The 20,133-nt window shown below is 71.5% G+C and carries 18 protein-coding genes; 5 read left to right on the top strand and 13 right to left on the bottom strand.

Annotation, left to right across the window (positions count from 1 at the left end; translation table 11 throughout):
- Positions 1–6: 6 nt before the first annotated feature.
- Genes H0B43_RS02055 through H0B43_RS02040 form a run of 4 tightly spaced genes read right to left on the bottom strand, consistent with a single transcriptional unit; the run spans position 7 to position 2,754 of the window.
- Positions 7–534 carry a hypothetical protein gene (locus H0B43_RS02055; protein WP_185729514.1) on the bottom strand — a complete coding sequence of 176 codons (528 nt, stop codon included), beginning with the start codon at positions 532–534 and terminating at the stop codon, positions 7–9.
- Complete coding sequence (locus H0B43_RS02050; RefSeq protein ID WP_185729515.1) at positions 531–1,112, bottom strand: hypothetical protein; 582 nt, start codon at positions 1,110–1,112, stop codon at positions 531–533. Before H0B43_RS02050 ends, H0B43_RS02055 begins: the two co-directional genes overlap by 4 nt.
- Before the next feature lie 59 nt (positions 1,113–1,171).
- Positions 1,172–1,882, bottom strand: a complete 711-nt coding sequence (locus H0B43_RS02045; RefSeq protein ID WP_312033969.1) for a TVP38/TMEM64 family protein — start codon at positions 1,880–1,882, stop codon at positions 1,172–1,174.
- Positions 1,883–1,932: 50 nt separating this feature from the next.
- Positions 1,933–2,754, bottom strand: a complete 822-nt coding sequence (locus H0B43_RS02040) for a PaaI family thioesterase (RefSeq protein WP_185729516.1) — start codon at positions 2,752–2,754, stop codon at positions 1,933–1,935.
- 117 nt (positions 2,755–2,871) lie between these two features.
- Between H0B43_RS02040 and H0B43_RS02035 the strand changes: the two genes are divergently transcribed.
- Genes H0B43_RS02035 through meaB form a run of 3 tightly spaced genes read left to right on the top strand, consistent with a single transcriptional unit; the run spans position 2,872 to position 8,055 of the window.
- Positions 2,872–4,788 (top strand): methylmalonyl-CoA mutase family protein, encoded by a 1,917-nt coding sequence (locus H0B43_RS02035; protein WP_185729517.1) that lies wholly within the window; start codon positions 2,872–2,874, stop codon positions 4,786–4,788.
- Complete coding sequence (scpA, locus tag H0B43_RS02030) at positions 4,785–7,049, top strand: methylmalonyl-CoA mutase (RefSeq protein ID WP_185729518.1); 2,265 nt, start codon at positions 4,785–4,787, stop codon at positions 7,047–7,049. Before H0B43_RS02035 ends, scpA begins: the two co-directional genes overlap by 4 nt.
- A gap of 1 nt (position 7,050) precedes the next feature.
- Complete coding sequence (gene meaB, locus H0B43_RS02025; RefSeq protein WP_185729519.1) at positions 7,051–8,055, top strand: methylmalonyl Co-A mutase-associated GTPase MeaB; 1,005 nt, start codon at positions 7,051–7,053, stop codon at positions 8,053–8,055.
- Here the strand turns inward: meaB and H0B43_RS02020 are convergent.
- Positions 8,044–9,075: a nucleoside hydrolase gene (locus tag H0B43_RS02020; RefSeq protein ID WP_185729520.1), complete on the bottom strand. Its 1,032-nt coding sequence runs from the start codon at positions 9,073–9,075 to the stop codon at positions 8,044–8,046. The genes meaB and H0B43_RS02020 overlap by 12 nt on opposite strands.
- A gap of 155 nt (positions 9,076–9,230) precedes the next feature.
- Here H0B43_RS02020 and H0B43_RS02015 point away from each other — a divergent pair, with 155 nt between their 5' ends.
- Positions 9,231–9,860, top strand: a complete 630-nt coding sequence (locus H0B43_RS02015) for a maleylpyruvate isomerase family mycothiol-dependent enzyme (RefSeq protein WP_185729521.1) — start codon at positions 9,231–9,233, stop codon at positions 9,858–9,860.
- On the opposite strand, the gene H0B43_RS02010 is transcribed toward H0B43_RS02015, so the two are convergent.
- The 4 genes from H0B43_RS02010 to H0B43_RS01995 are packed head-to-tail and all read right to left on the bottom strand — an operon-like array spanning position 9,844 to position 14,461.
- A complete protein-coding gene (locus H0B43_RS02010; RefSeq protein ID WP_185729522.1) occupies positions 9,844–11,148 on the bottom strand; it encodes a CoA transferase in 1,305 nt (434 codons plus the stop codon). The two genes, H0B43_RS02015 and H0B43_RS02010, sit on opposite strands and share 17 nt — an antisense overlap.
- On the bottom strand, positions 11,145–12,005 hold the full coding sequence (locus H0B43_RS02005; protein ID WP_185729523.1) for a 3-methyladenine DNA glycosylase: 861 nt from the start codon (positions 12,003–12,005) through the stop codon (positions 11,145–11,147). The genes H0B43_RS02010 and H0B43_RS02005 overlap by 4 nt, the downstream gene beginning before the upstream one ends.
- Positions 12,006–12,009: 4 nt before the next feature.
- On the bottom strand, positions 12,010–13,098 hold the full coding sequence (locus tag H0B43_RS02000) for a hemolysin family protein (protein WP_185729524.1): 1,089 nt from the start codon (positions 13,096–13,098) through the stop codon (positions 12,010–12,012).
- Entirely contained in the window at positions 13,091–14,461 is a 1,371-nt protein-coding gene (locus H0B43_RS01995; protein ID WP_185729525.1) for a hemolysin family protein, read from the bottom strand. The genes H0B43_RS02000 and H0B43_RS01995 overlap by 8 nt, the downstream gene beginning before the upstream one ends.
- On the opposite strand from H0B43_RS01995, the gene H0B43_RS01990 reads away from it, so the two are divergent.
- Positions 14,454–14,711 (top strand): hypothetical protein, encoded by a 258-nt coding sequence (locus tag H0B43_RS01990; RefSeq protein WP_252189872.1) that lies wholly within the window; start codon positions 14,454–14,456, stop codon positions 14,709–14,711. The genes H0B43_RS01995 and H0B43_RS01990 overlap by 8 nt on opposite strands.
- Before the next feature lie 60 nt (positions 14,712–14,771).
- Here H0B43_RS01990 and H0B43_RS01985 read toward each other — a convergent pair whose 3' ends face one another.
- The 4 genes from H0B43_RS01985 to gndA all read right to left on the bottom strand — a co-directional run bounded on the left by H0B43_RS01985 (position 14,772) and on the right by gndA (position 20,040).
- On the bottom strand, positions 14,772–16,208 hold the full coding sequence (locus H0B43_RS01985) for a GuaB1 family IMP dehydrogenase-related protein (protein ID WP_185729527.1): 1,437 nt from the start codon (positions 16,206–16,208) through the stop codon (positions 14,772–14,774).
- Positions 16,209–16,211: 3 nt separating this feature from the next.
- Positions 16,212–17,090 (bottom strand): DMT family transporter, encoded by an 879-nt coding sequence (locus H0B43_RS01980; RefSeq protein ID WP_185729528.1) that lies wholly within the window; start codon positions 17,088–17,090, stop codon positions 16,212–16,214.
- A 5-nt stretch (positions 17,091–17,095) separates the two neighbouring features.
- Positions 17,096–18,493, bottom strand: coding sequence for a DEAD/DEAH box helicase (locus tag H0B43_RS01975; protein WP_185729529.1), 1,398 nt, complete (start codon positions 18,491–18,493; stop codon positions 17,096–17,098).
- 95 nt (positions 18,494–18,588) lie between these two features.
- Positions 18,589–20,040, bottom strand: a complete 1,452-nt coding sequence (gene gndA / locus H0B43_RS01970; protein WP_185729530.1) for an NADP-dependent phosphogluconate dehydrogenase — start codon at positions 20,038–20,040, stop codon at positions 18,589–18,591.
- Positions 20,041–20,133 lie beyond the last annotated feature (93 nt).

The raw sequence follows: 20,133 nt of genomic DNA, 5'->3' as shown, positions 1-20,133 counted from the left end.
CGCCGGTCACGTGAGGAGCGCGCGCCCGACTCCGCACACCGCGATAGCCCACAGCACGCTGGTGAACGTGCCGATGATGAACTGTTCCGACGCGTGGGGTTCGCGCAGTTCGGGGTAGCGGGCCAGTCCCTTGACGGCGAGGACGACGGCGATGCCCTCCGGCCAGCCCGCCAGGATCGCGGCGGCGACGGCGGCACGCTCGAGGAGTCCGATGATCCGTCCGCCGCGCAGCGGTCCCGCGTCGGGCCGGGGGTCGGAGCCGGCGTCGGGCTGGCGGCGCGCGATCCGGAACGCGGCCAGCACGAGGGGCGCCCCGCCGGTGGTGGCGGCCGCGACGCACAGGACGAGGGTGGCGGCGAGGGCGAATCCGGTGACCGGGGTGGTGGCCGCGGCGGCGACGGCCGCGGCGGCCAGGGCGAGCACGATCACGATCGGCGCCGCCCACTGCGCCGCCCAGCGCGGGCTGCGGGGTGCGGCGAGGGTCAGGGGCGCGACCGCGGCGACGCCGAGGGCGATCAGCGCGAGTGCTGTCATGAATCCGCCTTGCGTAGGAGTCGTTCGGCCAGCCGCCGTCCCGCGGTCTCGACGTGCCAGCCCGCGGTGGAGAGTCGTTGGGAGACGGCCTGCTTGCTGATGCCCAGCGCCCGCGCCGCGTCGGTCTGGGTGGAGCCGTGGCGCATCTGCTCGACCGCTGCGCGGCCCTCCTCGGTGCGGCGGGCGACGAGGACGGCGACGAGGGCCAGCGCCGTGTCGGCGTCGGCGGCGCTGTCGGGGTCCGGTCCCTCCACGGCCACCCGGCCGGGGGCGCTCTTGGCGCGGCCGACGGCGGTCCGTGCCGATTCGAAGGCGGGTCCGCGGCCGGCCCGTGTCTCGGCGGGGAGCGGGTCCTCGACGGGTCCGACGCCGATGCCGACGCTCCAGTGTTCGCGTGCGACGAGGTCGAGTGCGAGGTCGACGACGGCGGCGGGATCGTCGGTGACGGCCTGGATCTCGTCGCCGGCCGTGCGCTGGAACGGGCGGACGAGGGCACGGTCGCCGAGTTCGGCGAGGAGGGGGGCGACCCGGTCGACGTCGCGCCGGCTGCCGCGTTGGTCGACGGTCAAGACGAACATGAGTCAAGGTTAGAAACTGGATATGCCAATGTCAATATTCAGAGCTTGACTCTGCGGTTTCAAGGTTGTGGTATTGACTCGTCCTCGACGGGACGGTCGGCGGACGAATCCGCAACCGAGCCGGCCGACCCGTCCAGGGGCCGGCGGGAGTCCACGACCAGCCCCGCGATACCCACGACGATGCACACCGCGGACAGTCCGAGCAGCGCCGGATTCGTCTCCCCGGTGAAGGCGTCGCCGAGGACGACGATGCCGACGGTCCCCGGCAGGATGCCCACCACCGTGGCCAGCACGTACGGGACCAGCCGGATCGAGGAGACACCGGCGCAGTAGTTCACCACGGAGAACGGCACGAACGCGATCAGCCGCAGGGAGCCCACGGCGATCCAGCCGCGGCGGGCGATCCGCTCGTCCACCCGGCGGATCGTCGGGTTGGAGATCCGCTGCCACACCACGTCCCGGCCGACCGCGCGGACCAGGGAGAGGGCGAGGACGGCGCTCACCGTGGACGCCAGCACCGCGATCGCGATGCCCAGCCCCGCACCGAACAGCAGACCGGCACTCAGCGTGAACACCGTGCGGGGGAACGGGAACACCGTCACGAGCGCGTGCACGGCGAAGAAGACGAGTGGAAACGCAGGCCCGACCGACTGCGCCCATTCCCGGACCTGCAGCACGGACGGATGGGGTGCGAGCACCGCGACGACGACCAGCGCGACCGCCAGTACTGCGACGCCGATCACCCTGCGGTCCCCGAGGCGTCTCTTCACAGGGCACCAGGCTACCCGGCTGACCGGCCCGGGGTGCCGTGAGCGGCGCGTCAGGACAGGCGGCGGCGACCCGTCACCGTCGCCTCGATGCAGATCCGCCCGCCCGACGTCCCGGCCACCCGGGTCACCGACACCGCCCGGCCCGCCCGGACCACGTCGGCGGTGAACGTCGTGGCGCGGTCGAGGGGGACCGGCCGGAAGTAATTGATCCGCATCGACGCCGTGTCCATGTCGGCACCGACTCGGTGCAGGGCGGCGTTCGCGGCGAGGTCGATCGCACATCCCTGGACGCCGCCGTGCACGAAACCGAGCTTGTTCGCGATCAGCGGGTTCGGCGGCACCACCACCGGCCCGCCGGGTCCGTCGTCGATCCGCCCCCCGATCCAGTCGAGCGGCGCGACCCCCGGTTCCGGGAAGTCGGGGAGGGCCGCCGTGTTCGCGACCGGCGGCGGCAGGTCCACGTAGTTGCCCCACAGGGTGCCGGTGGCGATCAAAGTGCCCGCCGAGTCGCGGACCCGGGCGGTGGACGTGCCGCCGTCGGCGGTGACCGCGAGCAGCCGGCTCTCCGCCCACAGCGTCGGGCCCTGCCACCGCCGGGGTGTGACGACGTCCATCGACAATTCGGCGGTGACCAGCCCGTCGCGGGTGCCGCGCCGCTCCCACACCGTGAATCCGAGGAGATCGTCGAGCAGCACGGCGAGGACGCCGCCATATGCGGTTTCGCCGGTATTCGCGGCGAGCGCGCCGATGTCCATGCTCATACGATTGAGGGGTTCGCCGCGGTCGTCGACGCCCCGGGTCGGCGCGCCGAGCCCGAACAGCCGCTGCGTGGCAGTGCGATCGGTGACCGCCGGTTCGTGCGCAATGCTCATGACCTGAGGTTATTCATCGTGTGGTGATCCTCACGATAGGGGGCGCCGAACTGCGGCTAGCATCACAGTCACACAATGTATTGATCGATCGCTCATCAGGGAGAGGAAGCCGACACCGTGTCATTAGCTTCAGAAGCCGAGGAAGCTGCGCGGGCGTACGCCGACTGGCAGCATTCCGTGGCCGGAGTCCTCGCGAAGTCGCGTCGGATCGACGCCGCGGAACTCGGTCCGGAACCCCAGAAGCTCCTCGAGACCGTCACCTACGACGGTGTCACCGTCGCGCCGCTGTACAGCCCGCGCGACGAGCGTCCGGAGCAGCCGCTGCCCGGCACCTTCCCCTACGTGCGCGGCGCGGACGCCACCCGGGACGTGAACGCCGGCTGGCTGGTCAGCGCCCGCTTCGGTGAGGGCGCGGAGGCGGCGGACGTCAACCGCTCCGTCCTCGACTCCCTGGAGAACGGCGTCAGCGCACTGTGGCTCACCGTCGGCGGCCCCCACCTTCCGGTCCGGTCGCTCGAGACGGCCCTCGACGGTGTGCTCCTCGACCTGGCACCGCTCACCCTCGACGCCGGAACGGACGCACCGCTCGCGGCGCGGGCCCTGTTCGCCCTGCTCGATGCGCGTGCCGCCGCGGGGGACGGCGTCACCGACCGCACCGCGGTCCGCGTCGACCTCGGGACCGCTCCGCTCACCAGCGCATTCTCCGGTGCCCCCGACGTGGAACTCGGCGACGCGGTGTCCCTCGCCACCGAGTCCGCCGGCAGGTCGGAGAGCGTGCGGGCGATCACCGTGGACGGCACCGCGTTCCACAACGCCGGCGCCTCCGACGCCGAGGAACTCGGCGCGTCGATCGCAGCGGGCCTCGAGTACCTGCGGGCCCTCACCGAGAGCGGCCTGACCATCGGGCAGGCCCTCGGGCAGCTCGGCTTCCGGTTCTCGGCCACCGACGACCAGTTCCAGACCATCGCCAAGTTCCGGGCCGCGCGGCTGGTGTGGGCGCGGATCGCCCAGGTGTGCGGCGCCTCCGACTTCGGCGGCGCCCCCCAGCACGCCGTCACGTCGGCCGCGATGATGGCGCAACGCGATCCGTGGGTGAACATGCTCCGCACGACCCTCGCCGCGTTCGGTGCCGGCGTCGGCGGCGCGGACGCGGTCACGGTGCTGCCGTTCGACGCGGCACTGCCCGCCGGGGCGCTGGGTGTGTCGAAGACCATCGCCGCGCGGATCGCCCGCAACACCCAGCTGCTGCTGCTCGAGGAGTCGCACCTGGGCCGGGTGCTCGACCCGGCGTCCGGCTCGTGGTACGTCGAGGACCTCACCCAGCAGGTCGCGGCGAAGGCGTGGGAGTTGTTCCAGCAGATCGAGGCGGCCGGCGGCTACCGCGCCGCACTCGACGCGGGCGTCGTCGGGGACCGGATCGCGTCCACCCGCGCCCAGCGTGATTCGGACATCGCACACCGCAAGACCACCGTCACCGGGGTCAACGAGTTCCCGAACCTCGGCGAGGCGCCGCTGCCCGCGGGCTCCGCCGAGACCGGCAGCGTCGCCCGGTACGCCGCGGCGTTCGAGGCGCTGCGGGACCGCTCCGACGCCTACCTGGCGGCGCACGGTGCGCGACCCGCCGTCGTCCTGGCCCCGCTCGGCCCCGTCGCCGAACACAACGTGCGCAGCACGTTCGCCGTGAACCTGCTGGCGTCGGGCGGCATCGAGGCCCGCAACCCCGGCCCCCTCGCCGTCGGTGACGGCAGCATCGCCGCCGCCGCGCAGGACTCCGGCGCCGGTATCGCCGTGATCTGCGGTACCGACAAGCGGTACACCGCCGAAGCCACCGCCGCGGTGCAGGAATTGCGCGCCGCCGGGATCGGCACCGTGCTGCTCGCCGGCCCGGAGAAAGTCGTCGCCGACGCGGACGGCCCCGCCCGGCCCGACGGATTCGTCACCGCCCGTATCGACGCAGTCTCGGTCCTGTCCGGACTGCTCGACACCATCGAGAGCTCGAGTGACTCCTCGGGCGACACAGGGAGCAAGAAGTGACTACTCGCGAGGTCAAGCACGCGATCGGCAGCTTCGCCGAAGTGCCACTGGAGGATTCGCAGTTTCCCCGGCCGGCCGCCCCGACACCGGAGCAGACGGACGAGCTGATCACGTCCGCCGCGGCGGCCAACCACTACAGCCCGGAACAGGTGGTGTGGTCCACCCCCGAGGGCATCGACGTCAAACCGGTCTACACCAAGGCCGACCGCGACGCCGCCGAGGCCGAGGGCTACCCGGTCGGGAGTTTCCCCGGCGCCGCACCGTTCGTGCGCGGCCCGTACCCCACCATGTACGTGAACCAGCCGTGGACGATCCGCCAGTACGCCGGCTTCTCCACCGCCGCCGAATCCAACGCCTTCTACCGCCGCAACCTCGCGGCCGGGCAGAAGGGTCTGTCGGTGGCGTTCGACCTGGCGACGCACCGCGGCTACGACTCCGACCATCCCCGGGTGCAGGGCGACGTCGGCATGGCCGGGGTGGCGATCGACTCGATCCTGGACATGCGGCAGCTGTTCGACCACATCCCCCTCGACAGCGTCAGCGTCTCGATGACGATGAACGGTGCGGTGCTGCCGATCCTCGCGCTGTACGTCGTGGCCGCCGAGGAGCAGGGTGTCGCCCCGGAGCAGCTGGCCGGAACCATTCAGAACGACATTCTGAAGGAGTTCATGGTCCGCAACACCTACATCTACCCGCCGAAGCCGTCGATGCGGATCATCTCCGACATCTTCGCGTACACCAGCGCGAAGATGCCGAAGTTCAACTCGATCTCCATCTCCGGCTACCACATCCAGGAGGCCGGGGCCACCGCCGACCTGGAGCTGGCGTACACCCTCGCGGACGGGGTGGAGTACATCCGCGCCGGCCTCGACGCGGGCATGGAGATCGACAAGTTCGCGCCCCGGTTGTCGTTCTTCTGGGCGATCGGCATGAACTTCTTCATGGAGGTCGCGAAGCTGCGGGCCGGTCGCCTGCTGTGGAGTGAGCTGGTCGCGAAGTTCGAACCGAAGTCCGCGAAGTCGTTGTCGCTGCGCACCCACTCGCAGACGTCGGGCTGGTCGCTGACCGCGCAGGACGTGTACAACAACGTGGCCCGCACCTGCGTGGAGGCGATGGCGGCGACGCAGGGGCACACCCAGTCGCTGCACACCAACGCGCTCGACGAGGCCCTCGCGCTGCCGACGGACTTCTCCGCCCGCATCGCCCGCAACACCCAGCTGCTGCTGCAGCAGGAGTCGGGGACCGTCCGTCCCATCGACCCCTGGGGCGGGTCGCACTACGTGGAGTGGCTCACTCACCAGCTGGCGAATCGGGCCCGCGCGCACATCGCCGAGGTCGAAGAGGCCGGCGGCATGGCGCAGGCGATCAGCGAGGGCATCCCGAAGCTGCGCATCGAGGAGGCCGCGGCCCGCACGCAGGCCCGCATCGACTCCGGCCGGCAGCCGCTGATCGGTGTCAACAAGTACGTTCCGGACGAGGCCGACGAGATCGAGGTCCTCAAGGTCGAGAACTCGCGGGTCCGCAAGGAGCAGCTCGAGAAACTGGACCGGCTGCGCGCCGACCGGGACGCGAGTGCCGTCGAGGCGGCGCTCGCCGAACTGAGCCGTGCCGCGGCCGCCACCGAGGGCGGCATGGAGAACAACCTGCTGGCGCTCGCGATCGATGCGGCCCGCGCGAAGGCCACCGTCGGCGAGATCTCCGAGGCCCTGGAGAAGGTGTACGGGCGTCACCAGGCCGAGATCCGGACCATCAGCGGGGTGTACCGGGACGAGGCCGGAAAGGTCGACAACATTAACAAGGCAACGGAACTCGTCGAGAAGTTCGCGGAAGAGGAGGGCCGCCGGCCCCGTGTCCTCATCGCGAAGATGGGGCAGGACGGCCACGACCGCGGCCAGAAGGTGATCGCCACGGCCTTCGCGGACATCGGATTCGACGTGGACGTCGGACCGCTGTTCCAGACCCCGGAAGAGGTCGCCAACCAGGCGGCCGACAACGACGTCCACGTGGTCGGTGTGTCGTCGTTGGCCGCGGGCCACCTCACGTTGGTGCCCGCGCTCCGGGAAGCCCTCGCGGCGGTGGGACGCCCCGACATCATGATCGTGGTCGGTGGCGTCATCCCGCCCGGCGACTTCGCCGAACTGTACGAGGCCGGTGCCGCCGCGATCTTCCCGCCCGGGACGGTCATCGCGGACGCCGCCAGCGGACTGCTCGAGAAACTGGCCGCGCAGCTCGGCCACGACCTGACGGGCACCCCGGAATAACATGGGACGGCCTCCAGTCGACATCGATGCCCTCGCCCAGGCCGTGCGCGCCAATCAACGCGCCGGCCTGGCGAAGGCCATCACCCTCGTCGAGTCCACCCGCACCGACCACCGGGAGGCAGCGCAGCGGTTGCTGCTCGAACTGCTGCCGGAGTCGGGGAAGGCGCACCGGGTCGGGATCACCGGGGTGCCCGGCGTCGGGAAGTCGACGTTCATCGACGCGCTCGGGATGCACCTGATCGGGCAGGGCCACCGGGTGGCGGTCCTGGCCGTCGACCCGTCGTCGACGCGCACCGGCGGATCCATCCTGGGCGACAAGACGCGGATGGCGCGGCTGACCGTCGAGAAGAACGCCTACATCCGGCCGTCACCCACGTCGGGCACCCTCGGCGGGGTCGCGAAGGCGACCCGCGAGACGATCGTGCTGCTCGAGGCCGCCGGTTTCGACGTCATCCTCGTCGAGACGGTGGGCGTCGGCCAGTCCGAGGTGACGGTCGCGAACATGGTGGACTGCTTCTGCTTCCTCACCCTGGCCCGCACCGGCGACCAGTTGCAGGGCATCAAGAAGGGCGTCCTCGAACTCGCCGACCTGGTGGCCGTGAACAAGGCGGACGGAAAGCACGAACGGGAGGCGAAGGGCGCAGCCCGGGAACTCGCGGGTGCGCTGCGGCTGATCTACCCGCACGACGCCGTCTGGACGCCGCCGGTGATCACGATGAGCGGTCTCGAGGGCGTCGGGCTGGAAGACTTCTGGGACACCGTCTGCCGGCACCGGGACGTGCTGACCGCGGCCGGGCAGTTCGAGGAGAACCGGCGCCGTCAGCAGGTGGACTGGACGTGGACGATGGTCCACGACCAGCTGCTGCGCCGGCTCGCGTCCAACACCCGGGTCAAGGCGATCCGCGGCGACGTCGAGCAGCAGGTGCGTGACGGGTCACTGACGGCGGCGCTGGCCGCCGCCGAGATCCTCGACGCGTTCGACGGCACGGACGCCTCAGCCGACTGACTTCGCGAAGCGCCCGACCCGGTCGACGAGATCGTCGAAGAACGCGGCCGGGTCGGTGCTCACCGCGATGTCGACGTTCGGTTCCCGGTTCCAGTGCCCCACCCAGTCGGCGACCGTGGTGCCGCGGGTGAGGCGGCCGTGCAATTCGACGTCGACGGTGGCCGGGCGGGTCCGGGCGATCGCCGGGTTCAACGCCACGGCCGCCGCGAACGGGTCGTGCATGTGCGCCAGGAAACCCTGCCCGTGGGTGCGGTGGAAATCCATGTAGAAGCGGACGGCGTCGGACAGGTGCCGGATCACCGGGTTGCTCGCCGTCGAGCGGACCTCCGGCTCGTCGTCGGGGGAGATGATCTCGTCGGGGCTGCTGCCCGCCGCCTCCGCCAGCCGCCGCACGTGATCCGGTGTCATCTCGATCGTCTCGGTGACGTCCAGACCGCACAGGATGGGACGCCGGCCCGCCGGTAGCCCGGAGAACGCGTCGAACACCTCCTTGGCCGCCTCCGGGTCCACCGACACGTTCCACTCGGTGGTGGGCGTGGTGTTGCCGGGGTGGTTGAACGCCCCACCCATCACGACCAGGCGCCGCAGCAGCCGCGGCAGTGCGGGTTCCTCGCGGATGGCGAGGGCCAGATTCGTCAGCGGACCGGTCACCAGACCGGTGAGCTCGCCCGGGTGGGCCCGGACCAGGTCCACCCACAGGGCGGTGGCGTCCCGCTCCGACAGCGACCGCCCGGCCGGCGGGAGGACGGCGTACCCGATGCCCTGCGGTCCGTGGGTGTCCTCGGTGGTGCGCAGCGGGCACGCCAGCGGGACCCGGGCGCCGAGCGTCACCTCGATGTCGGGGGCGCCGCAGAGGGCGAGCCAGTTCAGGTTGTTGGCCGCGACCTGTTCGACCGGCACGTTGCCGGCGGTGCTGGCGATGCCCGCGATCTCGGCGTCCGGGCTGGCCAGCAGGTACAGCAACGCCAGGGAGTCGTCGATGCCGGTGTCGACGTCGACGATCAGCTTCCGCCGGCTCATGCGGTCACCACCGACGGGCGGTGGACGGGGAAGGTGACCGTCAGCGTGTAGTGGTGTGTCGTCACGCGACCATTCTTCACGGCCGCGCGGTGAGTTTCGCGGGCGGGCGCGGTCTGTTCACGTAGAGCACGACACGGCGAGCGGAGGAGACGGACATGGCTGGGGACACGGCACCGGACTGGGTGGCGGCGCAGCGACGCGATGTGGCGTCGATGCTGGCGGGACTGACGCCGGAGCAATGGGATGCGCCGTCGCTGTGCGCGGGATGGCGCACCCGGGAGGTGATCGCGCACATCACCATGCCGTACCGCCTGTCGGCGCCGCGGTTCGTGCTGGGAATGGTGAAGGCGCGCGGCAAGTTCAACCGGATGGCGGACGGGCAGGCCCGCGCGGACGCGCGGACCCTGACCGGCGAGCAACTGCTGCGCACCGTCGAGGAGAACGTGGCGCACCCGTGGAAGCCGCCGGGCGGCGGCTTCGAGGGGGCACTTTCCCACGACGTGATCCACGGTCTCGACGTCTCGGTGGCGCTGGGCCTGGACCGCCGGGTCCCGGACGACCGCCTCGACCGGGTCCTCGACGGGATCCGCCCGAAGCAGGTGAAGTACTTCGGCACCGACCTGACGGGGGTGCGGTTGACGGCGGACGATCGCAGCTGGACCTACGGTGACGGCGCACCGCTGCACGGATCCGCGCAGGACCTGCTGCTCGTGCTGTGCGGGCGCCGGTTGCCGCCGGGGCATCTGACCGGGGATCCGAGCCCGCGGTTCACGGCACCGGTGTGAGACCGGTCCACGCCGGGGGATCGGCGCCCCAGGGCCGGGCCGGGAACGGGTAGTCGTCGAATTCGGTGAGGGCGGGCCGGGCGGTTGCCAGGTCGCCGTGCGTGACGAGGCAGCGGGGCCCGGGCACCGCGGGCGGCGGCGGATTCTCGGTGCGGCCGTCCGCCCGGAGCAGCCACGCCCCGGTCCGGGCGAGGGACACGTCGACGGACCGGCCGCGGCCGTCCCGGTGACCGGCGGCGAGCGCGTCGAGGATGCCGGCGGCGAGCAGGTACCCGGTCGCGTGATCGAGCGCCTGCGCGGGGAGCGCGCCGGGGGTGTCGCCGCCCTCGATGCGCGCGATCCCCGACGCCGCCTGCACGATGCTGTCGAACCCGCGGCGGGCCGCCCAGGGGCCGGAGCCACCCCAGGCGCACACCCGTCCCCGCACCAGATGCGGTGGGGCGTGGTCGAGCAGCCCGTCCACCGCCCCCGGACGGTATCCGGTGACCACCACGTCGGCCTCGGCGAGCAGGCTCTCCCACACCGGCCTGCCGTCCGCGGACCGCGCGTCGAGCAACGCGGAGCGTTTGCCCTGCCCGGTGTCCCGGTGCTGCACGACGATCTCCGGGAGGGCCGGCGGATCGATCCGCAGCACCTCGGCGCCGAGCAGTGCCAGGGTGCGGGTGGCGACGGGGCCGGCGATCACCCGGGTGAGGTCGAGGACCCGCACCCCCGCCAGCGGACCCGAGCCGGGAATCATGCGGGAGCGGTGCCTGGCTTCGGGGCGAGTTCCAGCGGCGTGCACGGCGGTGGACACGAGGTCGCCGGACGCGGCGGCGGCACCCTGCGTGCTCGCCGTCCACTCGTCCGCGGTCCGCACGCGCACGGCCACCGCCTGCGCCGCGGCGGCGCGGTCCTCGACGTCGGCGGCGGTCAGGCCGCCGATCCGGGTAGTCACCGCGTCCCGGCCGGCGTCGTCCGGCAGCCCGAGCGCCGCCAGTAGCCGCCTGCGATGGTGCGGGTAGTTGGCGTGGGTGCGCACCCAGCCGTCCGCCGCCGCGAAGAACCCGGACAGTTCCGCGAAACCCGACACCGGGGCACCCGATACCCGCAGCAGCCGGTCGGAGGCGAAGGACGCGGCGATCCGCTCCGGGTCGAGCCGCCACGTGCGGGGTGCGCGCCCGTGCGCGGCGTCGAGCCGGTCGACGGCGCCGGTGAGGGCCGCGACCGAACCGGCCGCCAACGCGAACACGGGCAACCGGGCCGCCAGGTAGGCCCCGACGTCGTGGTCGGGCACCGGGAGTGTCATGGCCCCACGGTGGCGAGCAACCGGTGGCACCGGTCGCGCAATGCGGCACGCAGCGGGGCGGCGCGGGTCGCGAGCGCCGACTGCTGCCGGACGTACTCGGCGCGGCCGTGCGGGGTCTCGATCGGGATCGGGGTGTACCCGAAGTCGGTGAGGTCGTACGGGCTGGCCCGCATGTCGAGTTCGCGTGCGGCGAGCGCCAGTTCGAAGCAGTCGACGGTCAGGTCCGAGTCGATCATCGGCGCCAGCTTGTAGCAGTACTTGTACAGATCCATGGACGCATGCAGGCATCCGGGCTGCTCCCGCCCGACCTGGTCGTCCCGGGTCAGCTGGATACTGTTCCGCGGTTCGGCGGCGGGGGTGAAGAACCGGTACGCGTCGTAGTGGGTGCAGCGCAGTTGCGCCGCCTCCACGACTGAGTCGGTGCCGCCCGGCCCGAGCCGCAGCGGGACGCTGCCGTGCCGGACCTCCCCGGCCCGGTACACCATCGCCCACTCGTGCAGCCCGAAACAGGACAGGTGGGCGGGACGTTCCGCGGTCGCCGCCATCAGCCGCGCGGTGAAGGCGACCGTGTCCGCGCGGCGCCGCACGAACGCCGGGTCTACGGTGACACCGCCGTCGGTGCGGTGATAACCCCGGAGGTCGGCGTACTCCGCCCCGTCGGCGAGGACGGTTCCCCACCCGGCGTGCCAGCGCAGCAACTGGTTCGGCCGGTAGCTGTAGTAGGTGAAGAGGAAGTCGATCACCGGGTGGGTCTCGCCGCGTTCCCGGCGCTCCAGGTGCGGTCCGATCAGGGCCGAGACCCGCGCCCGGTGCCGGTCGCGGCGCGCGGCCCACTCCGACGCGTCCAGAACGTCCATCCGCTCAGCTCGTCCGCTGTCCCGGGTTCACGCCGTTGACCCGGTGGGTGCCGTCGCGCACGGTGCCCACGTACTCCTCGACGAGGTCCTCGAGCGCGACGATGCCCACGATCCGCCCGGACGGGTCGGCCGCCGCCCCCAGGTGGGAGCTGGCGCGCCGCAGGATCGCCAGCGCCTCCGCGAGCGGGGTGGTCGTCGACATGCTCGGGAGGGGGCGGATATCCGAGCGGGGGATCACCGTGTCGGGTCCGGCCTCCTCGTCGAGGATGTCGTCGAGCACGTCCTTGAGATGCAGGTACCCGACCAGGGAGCCGTCCTCGGCGCGCACCGGGTAGCGGGAGTAGCCGGTCTCGACGACGGCCTCCTCGATGGCCCCGAGCCGTGTTCCCCCGCCCGTCAGCGGGATGGTCCGGGCCTCGGCGAGGGGGATCATCACCTGGCTCACCAGGCGGTCGGTGGTCTCCAGCGCCTGGGTGAGCCGCCGGTGCTCCTCCGCGTCGATCAGTCCCTCGGACCGGGATTCGCCGATCATCTCGGACAATTCCACCGCCGACACGGTGACGTCGAGTTCGTCCTTGGGCTCGACCCGCAGCAACCGGAGCGTCAGGTTGGCGCACAGGTTGTAGAACGAGATCAGCGGGCGGGCCAGCTTGATGAACACGAGGTGCAACGGCACCAGCAGCATCGCCGACCGCTCCGGGCCCGCGAGTGCGATGTTCTTCGGCACCATTTCCCCGAGCAGGATGTGCAGCACCACCACCAGGGCCAGCGAGATCGTGAACGCCACCGGATGCAGCAGCCCGGCGGGCAACCCGACCGCGTGGAGCGGCACCTCCAGGAGATGCGCGATCGCCGGTTCGGCGACCTTACCGAGCAGGATCGAGCAGATCGTGATGCCGAGCTGCGCGGCCGCCAGCATCAGGGACAGGTTCTCGCCCGCCGTGATCACCGTGCGGGCGCGTTTCTTGCCCTGCGCCTCCAACGCCTCGAGCCGGTCGCGGCGCGCCGAGATCAGCGCGAACTCGGCGCCGACGAAGAAGGCGTTGCCCGCGAGCAGCACGAAGGTGAGCAGCACACCGAAGAGGTCACTCATCGTCGTCCTCCCCGTCGTCTTCGGTGTCGCCGCTCTCCTCGGGTTCCGGGGTGAGCAGCACCCGGTCGATGCGCCGGCCGTCCATGTGGGTCACGGTCGCGACCCACCGGCCGCCGGAGTGGTGCCCCTCGGGCACCGGAAGTTCGACGGTGTCGCCCTCGTCGGGTATCCGGCCCAGCTCGGTGAGCACGAGCCCGCCCAGCGTTTCGTACTCGCCCTCGGGGGCCGTGTACCCGGTGGTGTCGGATACCTCGTCGACGCGGAGCAGCCCGGAGCAGGACCAGCCGTCGCCGATCCGCTGGACGTCGATCTCCGGTTCGTCGTGTTCGTCGCGGACGTCGCCGACGATCTCCTCGATCAGATCTTCCATCGTCACCATGCCGGCGGTGCCGCCGTATTCGTCGACGACGAGCGCCACCTGCATGCCGTCGGATCGGATGCGCTCCATCAGGGCGTCACCGTCGAGGCTGGACGGCACCACCGGAACCTTCTGGGCGAGGGAGCTCAGGCGCGTGGTCCGCCGCCGGCCGGCGGGCACCGCGAACGCGTGCTTGATGTGGACGACACCGACGGCGTCGTCGAGGTCGCCGTCGACGACCGGGAAGCGGGAGAACCCGGTGCGGGCGGCGGTGTTGATCAGGTCGGCCACCGTGTCGGTGGTGGCCAGGGTCTCGATCTTCACACGCGGGGTCATCAGTTCCTCGGCGGTGCGTTCGCCGAAGCGCAGCGAGCGGTTGACGAGCAGGGCCGTTGCCTTGTCGATGGCGCCGCGCTGCGCCGACGTCCGCACCAGGGAACCGAGCTCCTGCGGGGACCGCGCCGAGCGCAGCTCCTCGGCCGGTTCGATGCCGAGGCGCCGCACCAGCCAGTTCGCGGTTCCGTTGAGCCCCTTGATGGCCCACTTGAAGATCAGCGAGAACCCGGCCTGCACGCCGGCGGTCGCGCGTGCCGTGGGCAGGGGGTGGGCGATGGCGAGGTTCTTCGGGACGAGCTCACCGAACACCATCGAGAACGACGTCGCGAGGAGCAGCGCGATCACCAACGACGTTGCCGCGGCGGCAGATTCGCTGAATCCGATCGCGTCGAGGATTGGGGTGATGAAGCGGGCGAGCACCGGTTCGGACAGATAACCGGTGATCAGCGTGGTGATGGTGATGCCGAGCTGCGCCCCGGACAGCTGGAACGACAGCGTGCGGTGGGCGTGCTGCACCTGCCGGGCCCGGCGGTCGCCGTCCCGGGCGTGGGCGTCGACGGTGCTGCGTTCGAGGGCGGTGAGGGAGAACTCGGCCGCCACGAACAGTGCGGTACCCGCGGTCAGGGCGAGAAAGCCGAGCAGGGCGAGAATGCTGAGCGCGATGTCCATCGGTCATCGCCGCCGAGCGGAGAAACGGGGGTCGCCGGGTTTGTCACCCGGCTCGCTAGAGGAGCCCTCCGAACCGGCGGAATCGGAGTCCGATTCCACGGAGCGCGAGGGGACGACACTCCCGGAGACGTCGGCGGGTGGGGCGCTTGCTGCGTGTGTGGGTGCCGCGGGCACCGGAGTCCTCTCGTTCGGCCTCGACGGCCCGGACGGGTCCGGCGCCGAGAAACTGGTGGGGTTGAGCGACCCATGATACCGGTGGATGTCCGGTTCCGTGGAACAGGACACCTACCGGCGCATCAGGATGCGGACGTCACCAACCGGCCGGCAGCGGGCGGCCCTCGGCGAACCCGGCGGCGGACTGCACACCCAGCACGGCCCGCTCGTGCAGTTCCTCCACAGTCCGCGCCCCCGCGTACGTGCAGGTGCTGCGCACCCCCGAGCAGATGTGGTCGATCAGGTCCTCGACGCCGGGACGTTCCGGGTCCAGGCGCATCCGGGAACTCGAAATGCCCTCCTCGAACAGGCCTTTCCGGGCCCGGTCGAACGCGGTGTCCGTGGCGGTGCGGGCGGCGACGGCCCGTTTGGAGGCCATCCCGAAGCTCTCCTTGTACGCGTTGCCCGCCTGGTCCACCCGCAGGTCGCCGGGGGACTCGTAGGTGCCCGCGAACCATGATCCGATCATCACGTTCGACGCGCCCGCGGCGAGGGCGAGCGCCACGTCGCGGGGGTGCCGGACGCCGCCGTCGGCCCACACGTGCGCGCCCATCGCCCGCGCCTGCGTGGCGCACTCCTCGACGGCGGAGAACTGCGGCCTGCCGACACCCGTCATCATGCGGGTGGTGCACATCGCGCCCGGCCCGACACCGACCTTCACGATGTCGGCGCCCGCGTCGATCAGATCCCGGGTACCGGCCGCGGACACGACGTTGCCCGCGACCAGCGGGACGCCGAGGTCGGCCTTCTTCAGCGCGCCGAGGACGTCGATCATCTTCTGCTGGTGGCCGTGAGCGGTGTCGACGACGAGCAGGTCGGCGCCCGCATCCACCAGGGCGCGGGCCTTCGCGGCGACGTCGCCGTTGACGCCGACGGCCGCGGCGATCCGCAACCGGCCGTCGCCGTCGACGGCGGGCCGGTAGATGCCGGCGCGGATGGCGCCCGTGCGGGTGAGGACACCGGCGAGGGTGCCGTCCGGTTCGACGATGACGGCGAGGGAGTCGTGGGTGCCCTCGAGGAGTTCGAACACCTCCCGCGGCGACGCGGACACGGGGGCGGTGACGAAGTCGGTCAACGCGACCGACCGCAGCCGGGCGAACCGGTCGACGTCCGTGCAGGAGGCCTCGGTGACGACGCCGACGGGACGGTCGTTCTCGACGACGACCACGGCCCCGTGCGCCCGCTTCGGCAGCAGCGCCAGGGCGTCGGACACGGCGGCGTCGGGGCCGAGCGTGACCGGAGTGTCGGCCACCAGGTGCCTGCTCTTCACGAACGACACGGTCTCCGCGACGGCGGGCGCCGGCAGGTCCTGCGGGAGAACCACCAGGCCGCCGCGGCGGGCGACGGTCTCCGCCATGCGGCGTCCCGACACGGCCGTCATGTTGGCGACGACGATCGGAATGGTGGTGCCGGCCCCGTCCGCGGTGGACAGGTCGACGTCGAACCGCGACGTGACCTCGGTGCGGTTCGGCACCAGGAACACGTCGTCGTACGTCAGGTCATAGGGAGGGCGATGCCCGTCGAGGAACTGCACACGTCAGGACGATACCGGGGAAGTTGCGGCGGTGTCGGATGTCCGCTGCGCCTGCGACCGGGACAGTCCGATGGTCGAGATCAGCATCACCGCCACCGCGCAGCCGACCACGACGAGGCCGGGTCCTTCCACCCGCAGGCGCTCGTCGAGGACGGTCATGCCGAGGAACACGGCGGCGAGGGGTTCGGCGATGGTCAGCGCGGGCAGTGACGTCGACAGCGGTCCCACCTGGAAGGCGCGCTGCTGCAGGTACACGCCGACCAGACCGGCGGCGACGAGCGCCCACGCCTGCCAGCTGCTCAGTACCGCCCCCAGCCCGCGCGGCACGAGTTCGACGACGTATTTGGTGAACGCCACGGCCACCCCGTAGAGGATGCCGCCCGCCCCACCGAGCAGCAGCGCCCGCCACCCGGGGTCGATCTTCGACATCCCGGTGGAGGCGGCCACTGCCACCACCGCGAGCAGGATGCCGAGCGGCACCAGCCATTCCCGGAACGGGGCGTCGATGTTCCCCTCGGTGGGGTCGCCGACCACCAGGAAGATCGCGAGCGCGACAGCCAGGGCGACGGCGAGCGCCCACGTGGCGCGGGTGAGCCGGTAGCCGGAGAATTTCGCCGACAACGGCAGCGCGAACAGCAGGGCAGTCACCAGCAGCGGCTGGACCACCAGCACCGATCCCAGCGCCAACGCGACCGCTTGCATCACGTAGCCGCCGCCGTCGCCGACGAAACCGGCCCACCAGCGTGGACTGCGCAGCAGGGTGGTCATCAACCCGGCGTCCTCGGGGACCGCGGACGCCGCGCTCTGCTGCGCCACCGACGCGCACGCGAACAGCAGCGCCGCAATCAGCGCGCACACCATCGATGCGAACGGCAGGGACATGCCTCTCAGTGTGCCCCTCGGTTGCGGTGTCCGTGCGGAGTTGACGCAGGTCCGGGTCTGCGGCCGCGGCGGGCACCCGCCCGGGACGCCTCGCTGTCGCCGGGCCTGCCGCGGCGGGCTTGCCGCCCACCGGGGTCGTGCGCCTGCCGGCCCTTCCTCGGGGTGTCCTGCGCGGGGGCCCTCGTGTCGGGCGCGGGCACCGCCTTCCCGCTGGGGCGGCGGGCGCCGGTGATCTCGGCCAGCACCCGGTCGCCGGGCCGCACCGGGGTGCCGTCGACGTCGATCCCGGCCTTGCGGGTCAGCTTCTCGACCTCGGCGCGCTCCTCCTCGGTGACGAGGGTGACCACCACGCCGGACTCGCCGGCGCGCGCGGTCCGCCCCGCACGGTGCAGGTAGTCCTTGGCCTCGGTGGGCGGATCGACGTGCACGACGAGCGTGATGCCGTCGACGTGGATGCCGCGGGCCGCCACGTCGGTGGCCACCAGGACCGGGGTGGTGCCGTCGGCGAAGGATTCGAGGGTGCGGGTGCGGTTGTTCTGCGCCTTCCCGCCGTGCAGGGCGCCGGCCGCGACGCCGGCGGCGTGCAGTTCCTTCGCCACCCGGTCCACACCGTGTTTGGTGCGCACGAACATCAACGTCCGACCGGAGCGTGAACCGATATGTGCCACAACCGAATACTTGTCCTCCCTGTCGACGTACAGGAGGTGGTGCCGCATCGTCGGCACCGCCGCCGCGGCCGGCGCCGTCGCGTGCGTCACCGGGTCGCGCAGGTACCGCCGGACGAGGGCGTCGACGTCGCCGTCGAGGGTCGCCGAGAACAGCAGCCGCTGACCGTCCGCCGGGGTCCGGTCCAGGATCGTGGTGACCTGCGGCAGGAACCCGAGGTCGGCCATGTGGTCGGCCTCGTCGAGGGTCAGCACCGTCACGTCGTCCAGCGACACCGATCCCTGCGTCAGGTGGTCGGCGAGGCGTCCCGGCGTCGCGATCAGCAGGTCGACGCCCCGGGACAGGACCTCGACCTGGCGTTTGACGGGCACACCGCCGACGACGTTCGCCACCCGCAGTCCCACCGACAGCGCCGGTTCGTCCAGCGCCCGCTCGATCTGCAGGGCCAGTTCGCGGGTAGGGACCAGGACGATGCCGCGCGGATAGCCGCGCCTGCTGGCGGCGCCCTTGAGTCGCACGAGCATCGGCAGCCCGAACGCGAGGGTCTTGCCGGATCCGGTCGGGGCCCGGCCCAGCACGTCCCTGCCCGCGAGGACGTCGGGGATGGTGGCCGCCTGGATCGGGAACGGCGCCGCGATGCCGCCGCGGTCGAGGGCGTGGATCATCACCGCGGGGAGACCGAGCGTGAGGAACGACTCACCCACCGGTGCGGGCGGGGGAAGTTCGTGGTCGGGCATATCGGAAGGCTACCGCCTGCGACGAGGGTCTTCCGACGCCGCGGCCGTGACGCACCCGCGGTGCGTCACGGCCGGGAACAGGATGCCGAGGCGGCTCAGACCTGCACTTCGCTGCGGTCACCGCTCCAGAGGGTGTGGAATTTGCCCTCCGCGTCGACCCGCTCGTAGGTGTGGGCGCCGAAGAAGTCTCGCTGTCCCTGGGTCAGGGCCGCCGGCAGCCGCTCGGCGCGCAGGGCGTCGTAGTAGGACAGCGACGACGCGAACGCCGGCACCGGGATACCCAGCAGCGTGGCGGTGGACACCACGCGGCGCCAGCTGTCGATGGCCGTCTCGATGGCGTCCCGGAAGTACGGCGCCAGGATGAGGCTCGGCAGCGCCGGGTTCTCGTCGTAGGCGTCCTTGATGCGGTTGAGGAACCGCGCGCGGATGATGCAGCCGCCGCGCCAGATGGTCGCGAGGTCGGCGGGGTGCAGGTCCCAGTCGTATTCGGCGCTACCGGCCGCGATCTGGTCGAATCCCTGCGCGTACGCGACGACCTTCGACGCATACAGCGCCTGCCGGATGTCCTCGGTGAACTGTGCGGCGTCGGTGGGCTTGTCCGCGAGAACGCCGGAGGCGAGACCGACGGCCGCCTTGCGCTGCGCGCGCGAGCCGGACAGGGCGCGGGCGAACACCGCCTCGGCGATGCCGGTGACCGGGACGCCGAGGTCGAGCGCGGACTTGACGGTCCAGCGGCCGGTGCCCTTCTGCTCGGCGGCGTCGACGATCACGTCGACGAGGGCCTTGCCGGTCTTCGCGTCCTTCTGCTTCAGGACCTCGGCGGTGATTTCCACGAGGTAGCTCTCGAGGTCGCCGGCGTTCCATTCGGTGAACACGTCGGCGATCTGGTCGGCGTCGTAGCCGAGCGCGTCGCGGAACAGGTTGTACGCCTCGCCGATGAGCTGCATGTCGGCGTACTCGATGCCGTTGTGGACCATCTTCACGAAGTGCCCGGAGCCGTCGGGGCCGATGTGCGTGCAGCAGGGGGTGCCGTCGACCTGTGCGGCGATCGATTCGAGCAGCGGTCCGAGGGCCGCGTACGACTCCTTCGGTCCGCCCGGCATGATCGACGGGCCGTTCAGCGCGCCCTCCTCGCCACCGGAGATGCCGGCGCCGACGAAGTGCAGGCCGCGTTCCCGGAGGGACGCCTCGCGTCGGATCGTGTCCGTGTACAGGGCGTTGCCGCCGTCGATGATGATGTCACCGGGCTCCATCGCCGAGGCGAGTTCCTCGATGACGGCGTCGGTGGGGTCACCGGCCTTGACCATGATCAGCACGCGGCGCGGCTTCTGAAGCGCCGCCACGAACTCCTCGATCGTCTCCGTCCGGACGAAATCGCCCTCGCTGCCGTGCTCTGCGATGAGAGCGTCGGTCTTCGCGATGCTGCGGTTGTGCAGTGCGACGGTGTGACCGTGCCGGGCGAAGTTGCGGGCGATGTTCGAGCCCATGACGGCCAGTCCCGTGACGCCGATCTGGGCGCGGGCACCCTCAGTGTTGTCGATAGTCATGGATACAGCATTCCCTCTCGCTCGGCGGTAGTGAAATCGGCGGCTACGAACACCTCGACGACCAAGCCAAACACACGAAGGCCGGCCCTCGCA

The sequence above is a fragment of the Rhodococcus sp. 4CII genome (genome assembly GCF_014256275.1).
Classification (GTDB): Bacteria; Actinomycetota; Actinomycetes; order Mycobacteriales; family Mycobacteriaceae; genus Rhodococcus_F; species Rhodococcus_F wratislaviensis_A.
This window is presented reverse-complemented; position numbering and strand designations above follow the sequence as displayed.

Bases quoted from the DNA above. Each gene is read 5' to 3' on its own strand.
- H0B43_RS02055 (WP_185729514.1), bottom strand. From the start codon at position 534: ATGACAGCACTCGCGCTGATCGCCCTCGGCGTCGCCGCGGTCGCGCCC.
- H0B43_RS02050 (WP_185729515.1), bottom strand. From the start codon at position 1,112: ATGTTCGTCTTGACCGTCGACCAACGCGGCAGCCGGCGCGACGTCGAC.
- H0B43_RS02040 (WP_185729516.1), bottom strand. From the start codon at position 2,754: ATGAGCATTGCGCACGAACCGGCGGTCACCGATCGCACTGCCACGCAG.
- meaB (WP_185729519.1), top strand. From the start codon at position 7,051: ATGGGACGGCCTCCAGTCGACATCGATGCCCTCGCCCAGGCCGTGCGC.
- H0B43_RS02020 (WP_185729520.1), bottom strand. From the start codon at position 9,075: ATGAGCCGGCGGAAGCTGATCGTCGACGTCGACACCGGCATCGACGAC.
- H0B43_RS02015 (WP_185729521.1), top strand. From the start codon at position 9,231: ATGGCTGGGGACACGGCACCGGACTGGGTGGCGGCGCAGCGACGCGAT.
- H0B43_RS02010 (WP_185729522.1), bottom strand. From the start codon at position 11,148: ATGACACTCCCGGTGCCCGACCACGACGTCGGGGCCTACCTGGCGGCC.
- H0B43_RS02005 (WP_185729523.1), bottom strand. From the start codon at position 12,005: ATGGACGTTCTGGACGCGTCGGAGTGGGCCGCGCGCCGCGACCGGCAC.
- H0B43_RS02000 (WP_185729524.1), bottom strand. From the start codon at position 13,098: ATGAGTGACCTCTTCGGTGTGCTGCTCACCTTCGTGCTGCTCGCGGGC.
- H0B43_RS01990 (WP_252189872.1), top strand. From the start codon at position 14,454: ATGTCCATCGGTCATCGCCGCCGAGCGGAGAAACGGGGGTCGCCGGGT.
- H0B43_RS01995 (WP_185729525.1), bottom strand. From the start codon at position 14,461: ATGGACATCGCGCTCAGCATTCTCGCCCTGCTCGGCTTTCTCGCCCTG.
- H0B43_RS01980 (WP_185729528.1), bottom strand. From the start codon at position 17,090: ATGTCCCTGCCGTTCGCATCGATGGTGTGCGCGCTGATTGCGGCGCTG.
- H0B43_RS01975 (WP_185729529.1), bottom strand. From the start codon at position 18,493: ATGCCCGACCACGAACTTCCCCCGCCCGCACCGGTGGGTGAGTCGTTC.
- gndA (WP_185729530.1), bottom strand. From the start codon at position 20,040: ATGACTATCGACAACACTGAGGGTGCCCGCGCCCAGATCGGCGTCACG.